Origin of the sequence: Clostridioides sp. ZZV15-6598 (assembly GCF_020657705.1) — a bacterium.
Taxonomy (GTDB): domain Bacteria; phylum Bacillota; class Clostridia; order Peptostreptococcales; family Peptostreptococcaceae; genus Clostridioides; species Clostridioides difficile_F.
Window position 1 is genome coordinate 1 of record NZ_JAGWCS010000090.1, and the last position, 16,018, is coordinate 16,018.

Genomic DNA, 16,018 nt, shown 5'->3' on the forward strand with positions numbered 1-16,018 from the left:
TTGTATTACTTATATTAGACCAGCTTTTCTAAACTTAGTTGTATAAAACTCTATTTTAAATTGCATATTTAAATACAAAAAAATCTAGTAAAATATATTAAATATAAAAATAAGGCCTATCTTTTTATTTAGACAGACCTTGTTTAATTACTTATATATTATTTTAATTTATTATAAAATATGTTTCACGGGTATCTGAATTTCTGTTAACCAGTCTTCTTCATTTTCTTTATTCCATATACCATCTATATAAGATTCTCTAAAATGCCCTATTACTTCATATTTATTATCTTGTATCCATTTAAATGCATCTGCATAAGTTTTTCCTAATGTTGAATATGGACCATTATGCAATATACAAACTGCATTTTCAACTTCATCTATTTCTTTAAATTTTAATAAATCCGTGTCTTCTTTTAGGTCATTTATCGCTTGGCACATCTCAACATCCATATCTGTTTCTCTATATTCACCATCATGATATATATTGAAACAATAGTCTGGAACCATACATGTGCACCCTGACTTCATCATTTCTCCAGCCATTACGTTTGGAAACAAATTGAAAAGCTCATCATAATTCTTTAGTACTTTTCTCATAGACGCAATTTTAACTTTTGGTAGATACTTAATAATTACATTATTCATATCGACTTCTCCTTTTAAGTTTTTAAGGTAATTACGTAGTTTAATAAGCTTATATTCTTCACTCCTCATCACATCTAATATCTCTTTTTCTTTGTTTATTAAAATCTTTTCGACTTCTTCAGGCTTTTCTATTATTTCTTTTATTTTAACTAGTGATAGGCCCATCTGTTTTAAAGTGATTATTTGATGCAATTTTGGTAATTGTTCAGTTGTATAGTATCTGTATTTTGTAAATTCGTCTACATATTCTGGTTCTAACAGCCCTATATCTTCATAATACCTTAATGTCTTTGTAGTTATTTTATTTATTTTAGAAAACATTCCTATAGAAAACATCTCATCACCTGCGCATTAGATTTGATTAATTTAAGTTTAAACCTTACCCTTAGGTTAAAGTCAATATTAAATAAATTATAATTATATTAATTCTTCAATTCTATCTCCACTTAATACTAAAGTATCCCCTCTTTTTATAACCGTTGACCCTTTAGGTACTAAAACCTGCTCTTTTCGTTTTATCATAACTATTAATATATCCTCTGGTATATTAGAATCCATTATACTCTTGTCAGCCCACTTACTATCATTATCTATATTTACTTCTATAAGTTTAGAACTAATTTCTCCATCATAGTCATTAAATGTTTTTAATACAGGTGTGTTATCATCAACCAAGTCTAACTTCTTTGCTACAGTTGGTATCAACGTACCTTGTACTCCTACTGAAAGTAATGCTATGAAAAATATTATATGAAATATATCATTTTCTATAACTACTCCTTTAGTAACTGCAACAATTGCAAAAACTACTGATGCAGCACCTCTAAGACCTACCCATGATATAAACAATTTTTCTTTGTTTGAAAATTTAAATTTTGCTAGAGTTATAAATGTGGCTAATGGTCTTGCAATAATTATCATAAATATAGATATGGCCATTGCTATACCAAATACACTTGGTAGTTTGGAAGGGAAGGATAACAATCCTAACATAAAGAATAACATTATTTGCATAATCCATGAAATTCCATCAAAGAAATGAACTAGACTTCTTTTATGAGGTATCTTACTATTACCTATAATGATACCTGAAATATATACACTTAAATATCCATTTCCTCCAACATACTCACTAAGTGCATAAGAAAGTAACGCAATAGCTGTAATAAATATAGTATAAAATCCTTCTATCTCAAAATTTGAATTTCTCAAAATATAAACAGATAATTTTGCCAATATAAATCCTATTGACAATCCAAAAGTTATTTGTTTTATTACCATTGGAATAATAAGTTCTACACCAGAATTATTCATCAATGTCAAAATAATTAATGTTAACATATATGCTATTGGGTCATTACTTCCACTTTCAACTTCTAATAATGAAGCAAGAGAACCTTTTAGGTTTAGTTTTTGAGAACGCAATACAGCAAATACAGATGCAGCATCTGTTGAAGCTGCAATTGCTCCAATTAACAAACCTTCAAATAAAGTAGTTCCTATTACCATGTAACAAAAGATTCCTGTAACACCTGCTGTAATTATTACGCCTAATGAAGACATCAGTATGGAAGGTACTGCAACTGGTTTAGCCATATTCCAGTTTGTTCCAAATCCTCCAAAAAACATTATGAATATCAAGCCAATAGAACATAATTGTCTTGTTAACTCATAGTTATCAAAATAGATTCCTACCATTCCATCAGACCCAAATAACATACCCAATAAGATAAAAATCAATAATATTGGTACTCCAAATTTATATAATACCTTGCTTGAGGTTATACAAATCAATAGCACTAACCCACTTATAATCATCAATTCTGTCATAGCATCATCTCCATTTCATATAAATTTTACAGATTAAATTGTATCTGCAATTATACTGCTTATTTGAGTATCAATATAATATAAGTTTTATAAGTTATATTGTACAAAGTGTAATTAAAATTTAACAATCTATTAAAAGTTGATTCTTGTACTCAATTTTATATATTTACTTTAATTATATTCATTTAATCTTTATAGTTTGAATTTTATTTAATTAATATTTCATTTTTCAGTCGATTATTTAGTGTATTTCATATTTTTATAGTAAATTTACAGGTGACTATGAAATACATAATATTTAGATAAGTAATAAGAAACTAGCATGTAGTATTAGATACACTAGATATGAAATCTTCAAAATTTTATCATTGAAATATTTCTTTATATATATTATTGTATATTTCTTACAAATCATTGTCAATTTATTTTTCTCAAAAATAGAATAATTGCATAATCTTTTTTAGATTATGCAACTTATAGATTTAATCCCAAAACCCCCTTACAACCTCTATAATTTCACTATATGGTAATAAAGTAGCCTCCACTATTGACTTGTTTGTTTTTTCTAAATAGTACTTAATCATATAGTAACCACAAGCATACCCTGCACAATAAGGTAGTCCTACTGGAAAATATCCTTGCATTTTAGCTATATCATCACCATAAAGATATGATATTATATTTTGAAATCCAGTTTCTTTCAAGCCACTTTTAATTATCGGCTTTATATAGGTATTCAGTGTTTCAATATCAGTCTTACCAACCCAAGGCCCTACCATATCCTCTCCAAACATCCATGTTGCAAAGTTTTCTGCAAGACCTTCATTTATCATCATTTCTTCCAAAGTTATATCATTACTCCAATTTATAAATTGAAATCTAATATTGTGATTACATTCATGTGCTAGTGCTACTGGTAACCTATTAATAGTATACTCATTTGGAACTAGTAATAAAAATATATATCCTGGAATTCCACCATCACCAAAATATCCATCACTTAATATTGTATAAGGGCTTTCTGGATTTGCTAATAATATTGAAAATTTATACTCCTCAGTATTCAATTTATATCCCTCTTTTATAAAAGGCTTTATGGAATTTTCAATAGTTTCTTTACACTTGTTCCAAAGTTTGTCATTGGATAAAATATTTATGTTATTTATTTGACTTTCATTAATATCTTTTGGAGATAAAACCCCCATCATATCACTTGCCATAATTACATCATATCCACCTTCTTGTTTTGCAGTGATTGGGACGTTTATACACTTCCACTTAAACTCAAAAGGTTTCATTAATTCATATCTGTATATGTCCTCTTTCTTATTTATTGGCGCATTCATTATTTTTTTATATATTTTATCTGAGTGTACCTCTATAATATTCATTTTTATCATCTCCTTTAAAATAAAGTATATAGAATTACGTAGCGTCAATGTCAATATATAAACTTATACAAATAAACAAGAGAATCATTTAATTTGATATAATATGACTCTCTTGTTTATTTGTAATGTGATGGATTTGTATAAGATTTCTAAATATTTATTTTATTTATTAGAATTAATTATGTTAAAGCAAGTATAATATTATCATCTAACTTAAATACTATTTTGATGTTATTAGAATAATATTGCTAACTCTTAGCATTAATTATTTTTTGTATTAAATACTATATTCTTTTGGTGGCTCCCCTGAAAAATCTGAGATTACAGCCTTAGCATCCTCAAGATAAAATATTTCAAAAGTAGGATTCTCTTCATTCTTATAGATTGATTTAACAAGTTCACTAGATTCAATTATTTTTTTCTTTATATCCTTATTATCTGAGAATATAACTTTTCCACATAGTCTTATCCAAGCAAATTCAGGAGTTGATGTAGTTATTTCTACATATGGGCTTTTTTTAACTTGTTTAAATACATCTTTTTCATTACTTGTACAAAAATATAATTTTCCACATTCTTCAATCATAAATTGGAATGGGCGAACTTTTGGCTTTCCATCAGCTCCTATTGTTGCAAAATATTGAACTGGATTTTCCTTTAAAAATTTTACTACCTCATTCATTTCATCTACCCCCTAAAATAATTTGTTGTATTTTTTATTTCTTTAATAATATAATAAACTCATTAGTATCTATTGTATAGTAAGCACTTTAAAGTACTATAGTTACCTAATAGAAACTATTGGCATATTTTATTTTTAAATACTTATATATTTAAAATAAATTTTTATACATACTACCTAAAATGATATAATACTTTAAATAGGATTATTAAAGAAAGGGTGTTACGATTTATGAAAAAAGATTTACCTGAATGTCCTGTGGAGATTACTTTACAACTCATCAGTAATCGATGGAAAGTCTTAATTATACGAGAACTATTAGATGGTACTAAAAGGTTTGGTGAAATCAAAAAATCTATTGGAAATATAACTCAAAAAGTTTTAACATCAAACTTAAGGTCTATGGAAGAAAGTGATTTAGTAACTAGAAAAGTTTATCCAGAAGTTCCTCCAAAAGTAGAATATACCCTAACAGAAACTGGTTATAGTCTTGAACCAGTTCTAAATTCAATGCATGAATGGGGAAATGATTACAGACATAAAGTTATTAACAAATAAAAATAACCGTATCTCTTCACTATGATACGGTTATTTAAAATATTTTAAAATAAATATATTATTATTTATTAGTTTATAATTTGCCCATTTTTTAGTCTAGTACACTTCAATTATATCTTTATCAAAATCATGTCTAAAAAAATAATTAGCTACTCTATTTATGAATCCATTTTTCTGCCAATAAATTACATCATCTACTAAAAATGGATTATCTGTAATTATACTATCTACATTTAAATTAATCATTTTTTTCATTAATTTACTGTTATTAATAGTCCATACAAAAACTTGTTTTCCTTTTTGATGTATGTTATCTACTACTTTTTTATTTATAAATGTGGACTCTATCCCATATATATCAACATAGTCCCAGTCATAAAAATTCCCATATGCAACTGCAGTTAAATAGCAAGTTACCATATTGGGATTTAATTTTTTAACCTTCTTTAATACATTTTTATTCATTGATGCTACAACACATTGACTATCTAGCCTATTTGATTTAATTAGCTCTAATACTCTTTTTTCTACATCAGTTTTTTCATGACCATTAAGCTTTATTTCTATTAGCAATTTTATTTTACCCTTAGAATACTTCATTGCCTCATCAAGAGTTGGTATTTTCTCTCCAGCAAAGTCTGACCTAAAATGGCTTCCTGCATCATATGTCTTAATTTCATCATAATCTACTTCCCAAACATTTTTATTTACACCAGTAACTCTTTCAAAATTAGAATCATGAAATAAAATCAACTCTCCATCTTTAGTTTCTTGAACATCAATTTCAGCATATTCAGCTTGAGTTATAAAAGTTTCTTTAAATGCTGCTATAGTGTTTTCTGGAGCAACCAATGATGAAACCCTGTGCGCTGTTGCTGTTGTGTTATAAAAAAATGAAGTATTAAATAAAATATCATTGTTTAAAGAATACATCATTGACTCAATATGTAAGACAAATAAAATTACTACTATTTTCAAAGTAGCTTTTAATACTTCCTTTATTGAGTTTTTTTGTTTTTCTAGATTCTTTTTATAGACACGAATGTCATTATATTCATAATAAAATGCAGAAATAAATCCAGTACTAATTATAAATATAGCTATTGATGAAATAAATGCTGCATAATCATTAAACATAATACATCTACTAATAAATATATCTTTTAAAAAGTTTGCATTGGTATAATTTTTAGTCCATATTCCTATCAGTATAACAATAAGATGATAAATTATATACCCTATAATAGTAACTATTAGAGATAATACTAAAGAATAAAGTATTAATTTTATTGCTTTTCCTTTTGTAAGGCTAGCACTTTTGTTCCTTGCTTCTTTAAAACTATTTGTATTTAGAGTTACTTCATGTATACTAAAAATCCACCTAATAACTGATATATATAATATTAAAATTAAAACCATATAAATTATATTTAGAACAATATTAGAACTTATATAATCCAATATATATTCAGGAAGTTTTATTTTACCTATAAAACCTGACGTTAAGGCTATATTTGTTAATGGAACTATTAGTAATACAAACACAAATAATAATATATTTTTAGGATTCAGTATGTTTATAGATTTTTTTAAGGATAATTTAATAAGTTTAAACAAAGTAATTTTTTCAGAAATTCGTGATTTATCAAAACAAATAATTACTGAAGTAAATTCAAAAAACATATAAAATGCCAATATTATAATTGACAGTATAGCTAATATTATTGATAGAGGATTAGTTAATATTTCTCCTATATTATCAGTACTTAAATACACTATATTTGCACTTTTCATAGAGCTACTTAATACAAATTTAATTGATGGTAATATAATCAACAAAGCTAATCCTTTATGAAATAACTCAAATAGAATTAATGTACTCCAGTTATATTTCACCAATTTTATAAAATTATTTAAAACTTTCTTTTTCATTATATCCCCTTAATCTTTTTATTATATTTTAACCTGTAAATCACTTAAATATATATTATCTTTTAATAATTTATAATTTAATATAATATCTCACAAATTATTCTATTTACGACTATTCACAAATAAAAAAAACACTTTCTTCTTCTTAAGAAAGTGCTTTTTACTATTAACTTGTATTCGCTTATATATTTAATATAGTACTAAATCTATAGAAAAGAAATTATTTTTAAATTCAATTGCTAGAATTAAAATTATAACGTCTATCATTTTTATAGTATTATTTTATTGGACATATCAAACAATATTACATGTGCATTTGTTTCAGTTTTAATCTCAATATTTTCATCTAATATTTCTAGTGCATCACGCTCTGAAAGGGTTATATCATTGATATTTGCTTCTCCTTCAATCAATACTAAATATAACTGTCTTCCTTCTTTACAGTCATATTTTAGTGTATTATCATTTGTAAGCTCTGTAACAAATATATTCATATCTTGATGGATTTTAATTGGTGCATTTCCGTTTTGACCTGACACAACCTCAAGCCATTTATTCTCTCTTTCTTCCCATTTGAATTTATAGTCTCCATAATTAGGTGTATATCCTATTTTATCTGGAATAATCCAAATTTGTAAAAGACGCAATAGCTCGTTTCCTTCGTTCATTTCACTATGAAACACTCCTGTACCAGCACTCATATACTGAACTTGTCCTCTTTTGAGAGTTCTAATATTACTCATATTATCTCCATGTGTAAGTTCTCCCCAGACAACATAAGTTATTATTTCCATATCTTTATGTGGATGTGTAGAAAATCCAGTGTGTGGTTGTATTAAATCATCATTTATAACTCTTAATGCTCCATAATTCATATTTTCAGGGTTATAGTATTCTGCAAATGAAAAATGAAACCAACTTGTAAGCCATCCTAGTTTACTTTTCCCCATATTATTATGGTCTATTTTCTTAATCATAAACTTACCTCCTTGCAAATATAGTATTGTATTTATATTTACCCAAAGAAATTAGCATAATTACAATTTTATTTAAGTTGTAGAATTCTTTATATACATATCTATATTTTTATATGTATATTTTTTCATTTAACTATACCTATATTAACTTAGCTTCATATGTATTATTGGAAATGGATTCCCTTGCTCATCTATTTCAGACCTATCAAATTCTTTAAATTCTAAGTGAATATAAAATCCCACTGCTTTTTTATTTTGTTCATTTACATCAACATATTTTATATTATATTTATCTATAGCATATAATATTAGTTTTTTTCCAATACCATTCCCCCTATATTCATCTTTTATAAATAACATTTCAATTTTACCTTTATCTATTCCCATAAAAGCTTTAATCATGTTATCATCTTTTACACAAACCATAGTTTCTACTTGTGTCAAACCAATTTTGACTAATGGCTTCAAAGATTCAATATCTTTTTCTTTTAAAAAATCATGTGTTGCTCTTACTGATGATTCCCAAACTTGTAACATCTCTTGAACTTCTTTTGCACTTCTTTGTTTCATTTCAAAAACCATTTCAGAACTCATAATAATCTCCTCTTCATAGTACATTTTAATTACATAGTACAATCTTATATTAGTCATGCTTACATAAAATTTTATTTTGTAAATAGTTTATTATAAATTATAATCCTGTATTTTGGGCAAATAAACTCATTGTTGAATACTAATTAAAATACCTTTGATACTTATAAATATTCTTTTTTATCAAAGATAGAAATTATAAAGGACTATGAAAGTTAATATCATAGTCCTCATTAAATTTAAATACTATCTCTAATACACCTTTATAATTTACAGACTTACATTTAATAAATTTACTACAATAATTTACCTTAGTTTATACTAAAGGTGCTTCTATTTGAGTAGTAAAAAGGAATTTATGGCAATGGCCATCACTAACAGTAGTATTTCCACATACTAAGTGAACATGCTTATTAGTTCCTGGTATATTAATTGCTGGACCTGTTGTAACACATATCTTGTGGAAATGGTCAAGAAAATCTACATTATCATTTATTTTATGAACATGATTTGTTCCACCATTTATTGGTATAACTTCACCTGTAACTCCTGCTGCACGATGATTATGTCTATCGTCACATTCTTCTGCTAATTTAACACTTTCTGAGTACTCATGAACATGTGTCATTTCTTCATAGTCATTACAACACTTATTACATTTATTATACTTATAATCATCGTACATATAATCTTTTTCACATTTACAATTTTGACAACTCATTTTTATATCTCTCCTATTATATATTAAGAAATTCCTCTAAAGAATCTCTAATATATAATATGAACCATGGTCAAAAAAGTTCATATTTTGTAGTATTATGTAATAATTTAATTATTTATTCCAATATTTAGGGCATACTAATGTCTCTGGCAACTTTGTATTAGAATCTCCCTTTGCAGTATTAATCTGTAATTGTGTAAGGAATACACTATTTTTAAGATTTGCACCTCTAATATCACAGTCTCTTAAATCTGCTCCTATCAAATTAGCACCACTTAAATCTGCTCCTCTTAGATTAGCTGCTATAAGAAATTTACCTTTTAAATCTGCCCCTATTAAATTTATTTTTCTAAGGTCTGCTCCTATTAAATCCATACTTTTACTTAATTTTTTCTTATTTTTAAAATTAGAACTCTTTGCAAAAGATTTAGCTTTTTCTAGTACAAAGTCACTAGCTTGTGACAATAATGAATTAACTTTTGCTCGATGTGATATTATATCTAAATCTATTAGTTGTTCTGGACTCATATTCGTTATTTTATCAGTTTCTTCAATTATTAGATTAAGTTTTTCTTTGATTGCATCAGATATATCTAATGTAGATGCTTCTTTAAGATACCATAACATTTCATGTAACTGCCTCATAACTAAAAACACTTCAAACATTTGATTTGCTAACTCTGGCTCTTGTATCCAGTTTTTTCCCTTATATGTTACTTGTGCTACCTTTTGACCTGCACCAAAGCAATCATATGTAGTACAACCTCTAAATCCTTGATTTCTAAGATTTTTATGTACAGAACATTTAAAATCTGATTGTAAGTTAGTACATGGCTTACCTGATTCCTTATTAACAGGAAAGTCTTCTGAAGCAGAGAAATAAAGGGCCACACAACAAAGTCCAAAACACTTTTCACAGTCAATTTTTAGACTTTCAAATAGTTGATTATTATATTTATCTTTATGTATAGCTTTCATATCTATTCTCCTTTTGTTTTTGCATTTTATAAATTAATATTTATTAATAAGTCATTTTTAAACTATTTGTACAAAATTACTTCTCCTTAATTATAAGTTAAAGTGTCCTTTATTCCAATAGTATACAGTAATCTATCAACGTTAATATCTGTAACAATACCTTTTTCATGCCAGTGATTTTTGCATCCACAATAGTCTAATACTACACATTGTGGAATAAATCCAAAATTTTTCGCTTTCCATCCTCCAGATATAAGGTTAAGTACACATGCCACACCAATTATCCCTACATCTTCAACATCCACCATTTCTTTTGTAAAAGCAGCGGATTCGTGAGGAATAATATAAACTTTAAAATCATATTTTTGACCCAATTCTGTATATTTGTTAACTCGACAGGACTTAGTACAATTTTTACACACATATCCATATTTTGTTTTGATAGAATTACATTCGACATTAGAATTTAATCTCATACAAACGGGCAGAAGTAGTCTTTTTTCTTTTGTATTTAAAAATTCTTTTCTATAGCACCTGTTCATTATTTCAGCTCCAACCATATTTAGGTGATATTCCACTCTCTTACGTCCACAGTAAATATAATCTTCTCTCCATTTATGACTATCATATATTTTATCGTGAAATTTTTTAACGTTTATGGTATAGCCACCCAACTTTTCATCACTTTCTATCTCAAACCATTCTCCAAGATGAATTGCTGTTTGTATTACATCATTAATTTCCTTTTCAGATTTATTTGATAGATACTCTATCCATATTTTTAGCCTCTTGATTTCTTGATTAAATTCTCCTGTAGCTGATAACCAATCAATTAGTTTTCTAAAGTTTTTTAGTGTTAAGCCTATATTATTTCCATACTCTTTATTCAAAAATATCGTTGCTAAAATCCCTCTACAAAAATCTGCTGTTCTTTTTATGTCATTTTTCTCTCTTAATTTGGATAGTTTTATAAGTATACTTTTTGGTATTTTCTTTAATGTTATTGACTTATTTATATATATTTTCCATAACAAACCTAAAACTAATAGTTCAAATGCATACTCCATATTGCTTCTTAAACATTCTATCTTATTTTGATGTATAAATCCTCTAAATTCTTCTGTATGTATATCAGTAGATTTGCAAACTTTATCTATTACTTGATTGGTAAAAAGTGATATATCTTTATAATATTTATTAGAGATTTCCTCTTCTTGGCATAATGAATAAGTTACTATCTCTCCCATATACCTCTCCTTTATATTAGATTTGATTATATTTCTAACACATATTTATTTTTTATTCAATATTTTAGACTTAATCTATATCCTAAAATATCTTTAAATATTTTGATTCTCTTATTTATATTTATCTTATCACATCTTAATAAAAAGTAATTGCTCGTTTTCCATAACTTATTATCACTTTGTTTATGATATAATTTTATGTCACATCTTTAAATTGTATTATTTTAAATTTTGTCTTGATTTTTATCAAACTATTGTATACATACAGTATCTTATAAATCCAGATAAAAGTTGAAATTTTTCATACTTTTGAAAATCCATGTTATAATAAGTAACAAACATAGGTTATCATGTTGAAAGTATTGAAAGAATAAAATGATTATAAATTCAATCTTGATGATATAAAAAATCAAATAATTTACATATAAATAAGAGAGAGAATAGTAATGGAACTATTGTTGCATGAAGAAAAAGAATATTGGTGAATATATCAGTAATAGTGATAATAGTCTATTGAAGAGAACAGGTAAAATATTTAGAATACCCATTGAAAAATAATCTATTACACTCACATAAGAAAATATATAAATTCTCCTTTAAAAATCTATAAGCTAAATTTGTCACAAAAAAAGAAAGAAATACTAAGATTTCTTTCTTAACTCATAATATATTCTAGTAATGTACCTTTTTCTATGTGTTTATCCATTTCTAACCTTTCATTTGGGTCAAATGTTATCCATAGTTTTGCTTCCCCATTTTCGTCACATCCAACTACTGCTTCTCCATCTTCACTATCTTCACAGCATCTATATACTATAGGTAATATTTTTTTCATTTCTTCCATTACTTTGTTTACATAGTAATCTTGTTCTTCACCTTTTAAAAAATAACACATAAGCTACCCTCCTAATGAATTTTATATTACTACATTTAAAATCTTAAATTTACATCTGTACAATAGCCATATAGATTATTTCATAAATACCACAAATTTTTTATACTATGCTTTTTTGACAACAGAAGACTTTAGTTTCATAGCTCCAAAACCATCTATTTTACATTCTATATCATGCCCATCAGATGGGTCATGAATTAAACGTATGCTTTTTACTTTTGTTCCTATCTTTATAGATGATGAACTTCCTTTTACTTTAAGGTCTTTGATTACTGTTACAGCATCTCCATCATTTAACACATTTCCATTTGCATCTTTAATAATGTTTGTATCTTCTTCTGTATCTAATCCTAAGGTCCACTCATGAGAGCATTCTGGACAAACTAGAAGAGTTCCATCTTCATAAGTATATTCTGAATTACATTTCGGGCAATTTGGCAAATTTTCCATATTTATATGTCCTCCATTTATTAGTTTTAATTTTATTTTTAAATATATAAAATTTCTTTTGAGCCTATATGATACCACATTATACTTATATTGACAAATTCAGCTCTGTACTTATGATTTTAAATATTTATAAAAAAAGCAGTCAATCTGTTATAATCAACTGCTTCTAAAACTAATCTTATTTTTTATAAATCAATATCATTACAAAATTGACCTAATTCCTTAATAAAACCTCTAATACTTTCTGTAATTAACGAAAATATTTTACCTAAAGTAAAATTTAGTTTGTATCCAGTATATTTTTTTCTTTATTGCTAACTCATACTGACACATAAATATGCTTCCTTTTGATTCCATGTTATAGGAGTCTTATTAATATCTATAGAATCATAATTACAATACTGCCCAATATGTAATTTAGGATATGTACTCTTAAATCTTTTATTTCCATACAATAACAAATTATCTTCCTTATCAACAACATAAATACATTGATCAATACTATCTATAATAGTCTGGTATTGCTGCATCTGTTGATTTAATTTCTTCTTTTTCTTACGTTGTAGAAACATCGATAGAACTTGAGAAATCAATGCTAACGTACTGACTTCTTCTTGTGTCCATAAACGTAGACCTGTACATTCATCAAATCCAACAAATCCTTTGAACACCTCATCTTCTCTATATGCACATTGAAGTGTGGAGTGGATATCTTGACTAGAAAACAATTCCTCTAGTTCAGGACTTAATGAATGTATATCACGACAATAGAAAACAGAATCATCTTCGAATAGTTTTTCATAATCTCCATAGTTCTCATAATCAGTATTTTGCAAGTAATCTATCTGAGGAAGAATTCCCTCATTACACCATTCATAAGTATTAGAAGTGTATCGACCATCTTCTGAATTTTCAAAGATATAAGCACGACTCACATTAAACTGCTTCCCAACAACTTCAAGTATCATATTAATCGTCTGGTCTATATCATCCGTTTGATAAAGGATACGGAATATATAACGTGTAAGATTATCGGAAGATTCAACGTATTTTTTTTCTGAATCAATAGCTGTGCCAAGGGAAGAGTAATTAAATTCTTCCAATTCTTTAAAGGAATCATGATTATAGAGGACATAATTGTTTTTGCCTAAATTTTTTGCCTGATATAAAGCTTTATCAGCTCTTGCATACATTTCTTTGAATGTGTTACCATCCTTTGGATATATAGATATTCCAATACTACAGGTTACTTTTACAGAACTTTTATCTTTCTGAAATAAATGACGGAACATATTCAGCAATTCTTCTGCTTTCTTTTCTGCATCTTTAGTTGAAGAAATGTTCTTCATAAAAATTGCAAACTCATCTCCACCTATTCTACCAACAACATCACTATCACACATTATTTTTTTCATGCCTGATGCCATCTCTGTAAGCACTATGTCTCCAATCATGTGACCTTCTGTATCATTAATCTGTTTGAAATTATCTGTGTCAATCATAAACAATGCACCCATAGCATCTAAATTTTGTTCAAAATATTCCTTAATCTGCTTTTCTGTTTCAGCACGATTATAAATTCCTGTCAACGCATCTTTCTCTGCTATGTATTGTAGTTTCTCAATCTGTTTTCTTTCTTTCGTTATATCAAGTCCTATACTGTAAAAAGATGGTATTCCATCCCAACTGTCTTCACCACTCACATAACATAGTGTTACAGTCCATATACGTTCTTCCTTTGAACGTGTATATACTCTTGCTTCAAATACAACATTATCTCCAGACTCTTTTAAACCTTGTGCCAGCATCTTCGCACGTTTATAATCATCAGGGTATAGATATAAACATTGGCTATGAAGCTCGTCTTTAAACTGCTCTTTTGTATATTCAATCATGTTCAGAAATATATCATTGTACCAAAGTATTGTAAGATAATCCCTTGCATCCATTCGAACCATTCCTGCTGGAATAGTTTTTAAGATTGCTTCTCTTTCCTGATCTTTTTTTGCAAGTTTATATTCAGAACTGTACATATCATAAGATAGCTCTATACGTGATCTTCGACCTTCCCAGTTTAGCATACGATTTTTAATCATAAATGTTCGATTCAGCATGGCGTTATAAAATTCCCATTCATATATCTCATCTGTTTTTAAATATGAATTTGTACAGAATGGACATGGTGAGGTTCTACCTTGAATCACCTCATAACACTTTCTTCCAATGACCTCATTTGCTGATGATTGTAAAGTATTACATGAGTGTTTATTTACATACAATAACTCATAGTTATCCATATCACTTATATATACATTGCCAGCATACTCTGACATCATCCACTTAAAACCTTCTGTACTCTCTTTTTCCATCTCATACAGCTCATTCTGTCTAATTTTTAACTCATTGATATTTGAATACAAGATATAGACTATTGCTTTTCCATCCTCCTGTGATTCAACTAATATACCATTCATTATTACCCAAACATGGTCTCCATGATTTACTGGAATGCAAATTTGATATTCTACACTTTTTTTGCCATTATGATAAGCGTCTAAAAAACGATTTTTCATAGATTCAAAATGATAAAGATTCTCTCTATAATAATGTTTGAGACTAGAAAAATGAAGCAAAAATTCTTTCTCTGTATACCCCAACAACTGATAAAAAGCTGTATTTCCCCAGATGATTGTAAATGAATCATCTAAAAAATGCTTACTAACTCCAATATCCATGGATTTTAACATATATTCTGAAATAACTTCATTATTTGTTACTTTCTCTTCTTTACACATTCGCTGTGTGCCAGTATCTTCTTGCTTCATTTTTAATTATCCTCCTATCTTTATATCCACTTCTAATCTATTATATTTATTAGTATAATTATAAAAGTGAATCATCAGTGTGTGTCAAATTATTTTATTTACAATATTATTTTGTTTAACTTTTAAATTTTCACACATTATTGCTAAACTTCTCCCTCTAAAGCTTTTAAATTAGCAAATGTTTTGATGCTCTATTCATCATTCAATACCTTAGTTATAACCAAAATCCTATTTCATGAGTAATCTTTGTAAATTCTAAATACAAATTTTATACTGTAAAACCTGTATAAGCA

14 protein-coding genes are annotated in these 16,018 nt (G+C 27.1%); 1 reads left to right on the top strand and 13 read right to left on the bottom strand.

All coding sequences use genetic code 11. The features are described 5' to 3' along the window. Nucleotides 1–171 precede the first annotated feature (171 nt). The 4 genes from KGF50_RS15165 to KGF50_RS15180 form a co-directional block, all read right to left on the bottom strand. Nucleotides 172–984, bottom strand: coding sequence for a MerR family transcriptional regulator (locus tag KGF50_RS15165; protein WP_227848841.1), 813 nt, complete (start codon nucleotides 982–984; stop codon nucleotides 172–174). 81 nt (nucleotides 985–1,065) lie between these two features. Continuing rightward, a complete protein-coding gene (locus KGF50_RS15170) occupies nucleotides 1,066–2,478 on the bottom strand; it encodes a potassium/proton antiporter (RefSeq protein WP_227848842.1) in 1,413 nt (470 codons plus the stop codon). 482 nt (nucleotides 2,479–2,960) lie between these two features. After that, nucleotides 2,961–3,869 (bottom strand): DUF2268 domain-containing protein, encoded by a 909-nt coding sequence (locus KGF50_RS15175; RefSeq protein WP_227848843.1) that lies wholly within the window; start codon nucleotides 3,867–3,869, stop codon nucleotides 2,961–2,963. A 277-nt stretch (nucleotides 3,870–4,146) separates the two neighbouring features. Beyond that, nucleotides 4,147–4,551: a pyridoxamine 5'-phosphate oxidase family protein gene (locus tag KGF50_RS15180; RefSeq protein ID WP_227848844.1), complete on the bottom strand. Its 405-nt coding sequence runs from the start codon at nucleotides 4,549–4,551 to the stop codon at nucleotides 4,147–4,149. A gap of 231 nt (nucleotides 4,552–4,782) precedes the next feature. Here KGF50_RS15180 and KGF50_RS15185 point away from each other — a divergent pair, with 231 nt between their 5' ends. Further along, nucleotides 4,783–5,109 (top strand): winged helix-turn-helix transcriptional regulator, encoded by a 327-nt coding sequence (locus tag KGF50_RS15185; protein ID WP_227828621.1) that lies wholly within the window; start codon nucleotides 4,783–4,785, stop codon nucleotides 5,107–5,109. Nucleotides 5,110–5,205: 96 nt separating this feature from the next. Here the strand turns inward: KGF50_RS15185 and KGF50_RS15190 are convergent, their stop codons facing one another. From KGF50_RS15190 to KGF50_RS15230, 9 genes are all read right to left on the bottom strand, one after another. Further along, entirely contained in the window at nucleotides 5,206–7,041 is a 1,836-nt protein-coding gene (locus KGF50_RS15190; protein ID WP_227848845.1) for a glycerophosphoryl diester phosphodiesterase membrane domain-containing protein, read from the bottom strand. Between the two features lie 269 nt (nucleotides 7,042–7,310). Next, the gene (locus tag KGF50_RS15195) at nucleotides 7,311–8,018 is read right to left on the bottom strand and encodes a pirin family protein (protein WP_227848846.1); all 708 of its coding nucleotides are present in this window, start codon (nucleotides 8,016–8,018) and stop codon (nucleotides 7,311–7,313) included. 144 nt (nucleotides 8,019–8,162) lie between these two features. Next, nucleotides 8,163–8,612, bottom strand: coding sequence for a GNAT family N-acetyltransferase (locus tag KGF50_RS15200; protein WP_227848847.1), 450 nt, complete (start codon nucleotides 8,610–8,612; stop codon nucleotides 8,163–8,165). 313 nt (nucleotides 8,613–8,925) lie between these two features. Beyond that, the gene (locus tag KGF50_RS15205; RefSeq protein ID WP_227848848.1) at nucleotides 8,926–9,330 is read right to left on the bottom strand and encodes a YmaF family protein; all 405 of its coding nucleotides are present in this window, start codon (nucleotides 9,328–9,330) and stop codon (nucleotides 8,926–8,928) included. Between the two features lie 111 nt (nucleotides 9,331–9,441). After that, a complete protein-coding gene (locus tag KGF50_RS15210; RefSeq protein ID WP_227848849.1) occupies nucleotides 9,442–10,308 on the bottom strand; it encodes a pentapeptide repeat-containing protein in 867 nt (288 codons plus the stop codon). 86 nt (nucleotides 10,309–10,394) lie between these two features. Continuing rightward, nucleotides 10,395–11,555, bottom strand: a complete 1,161-nt coding sequence (locus tag KGF50_RS15215) for a DUF116 domain-containing protein (protein ID WP_227848850.1) — start codon at nucleotides 11,553–11,555, stop codon at nucleotides 10,395–10,397. Nucleotides 11,556–12,210: 655 nt separating this feature from the next. After that, on the bottom strand, nucleotides 12,211–12,450 hold the full coding sequence (locus tag KGF50_RS15220; RefSeq protein ID WP_227848851.1) for a hypothetical protein: 240 nt from the start codon (nucleotides 12,448–12,450) through the stop codon (nucleotides 12,211–12,213). A gap of 105 nt (nucleotides 12,451–12,555) precedes the next feature. Next, nucleotides 12,556–12,900, bottom strand: coding sequence for a zinc ribbon domain-containing protein YjdM (locus tag KGF50_RS15225; RefSeq protein WP_227848852.1), 345 nt, complete (start codon nucleotides 12,898–12,900; stop codon nucleotides 12,556–12,558). 314 nt (nucleotides 12,901–13,214) lie between these two features. Continuing rightward, nucleotides 13,215–15,725, bottom strand: a complete 2,511-nt coding sequence (locus KGF50_RS15230; RefSeq protein ID WP_227848853.1) for a diguanylate cyclase domain-containing protein — start codon at nucleotides 15,723–15,725, stop codon at nucleotides 13,215–13,217. Nucleotides 15,726–16,018: the final 293 nt, after the last annotated feature.

Coding starts and splice junctions, on each gene's coding strand:
- KGF50_RS15165 (WP_227848841.1), bottom strand. CDS start 984: ATGTTTTCTATAGGAATGTTTTCTAAAATAAATAAAATAACTACAAAG.
- KGF50_RS15170 (WP_227848842.1), bottom strand. CDS start 2,478: ATGACAGAATTGATGATTATAAGTGGGTTAGTGCTATTGATTTGTATA.
- KGF50_RS15175 (WP_227848843.1), bottom strand. CDS start 3,869: ATGAATATTATAGAGGTACACTCAGATAAAATATATAAAAAAATAATG.
- KGF50_RS15180 (WP_227848844.1), bottom strand. CDS start 4,551: ATGAATGAGGTAGTAAAATTTTTAAAGGAAAATCCAGTTCAATATTTT.
- KGF50_RS15185 (WP_227828621.1), top strand. CDS start 4,783: ATGAAAAAAGATTTACCTGAATGTCCTGTGGAGATTACTTTACAACTC.
- KGF50_RS15190 (WP_227848845.1), bottom strand. CDS start 7,041: ATGAAAAAGAAAGTTTTAAATAATTTTATAAAATTGGTGAAATATAAC.
- KGF50_RS15195 (WP_227848846.1), bottom strand. CDS start 8,018: ATGATTAAGAAAATAGACCATAATAATATGGGGAAAAGTAAACTAGGA.
- KGF50_RS15200 (WP_227848847.1), bottom strand. CDS start 8,612: ATGAGTTCTGAAATGGTTTTTGAAATGAAACAAAGAAGTGCAAAAGAA.
- KGF50_RS15205 (WP_227848848.1), bottom strand. CDS start 9,330: ATGAGTTGTCAAAATTGTAAATGTGAAAAAGATTATATGTACGATGAT.
- KGF50_RS15210 (WP_227848849.1), bottom strand. CDS start 10,308: ATGAAAGCTATACATAAAGATAAATATAATAATCAACTATTTGAAAGT.
- KGF50_RS15215 (WP_227848850.1), bottom strand. CDS start 11,555: ATGGGAGAGATAGTAACTTATTCATTATGCCAAGAAGAGGAAATCTCT.
- KGF50_RS15220 (WP_227848851.1), bottom strand. CDS start 12,450: ATGTGTTATTTTTTAAAAGGTGAAGAACAAGATTACTATGTAAACAAA.
- KGF50_RS15225 (WP_227848852.1), bottom strand. CDS start 12,900: ATGGAAAATTTGCCAAATTGCCCGAAATGTAATTCAGAATATACTTAT.
- KGF50_RS15230 (WP_227848853.1), bottom strand. CDS start 15,725: ATGAAGCAAGAAGATACTGGCACACAGCGAATGTGTAAAGAAGAGAAA.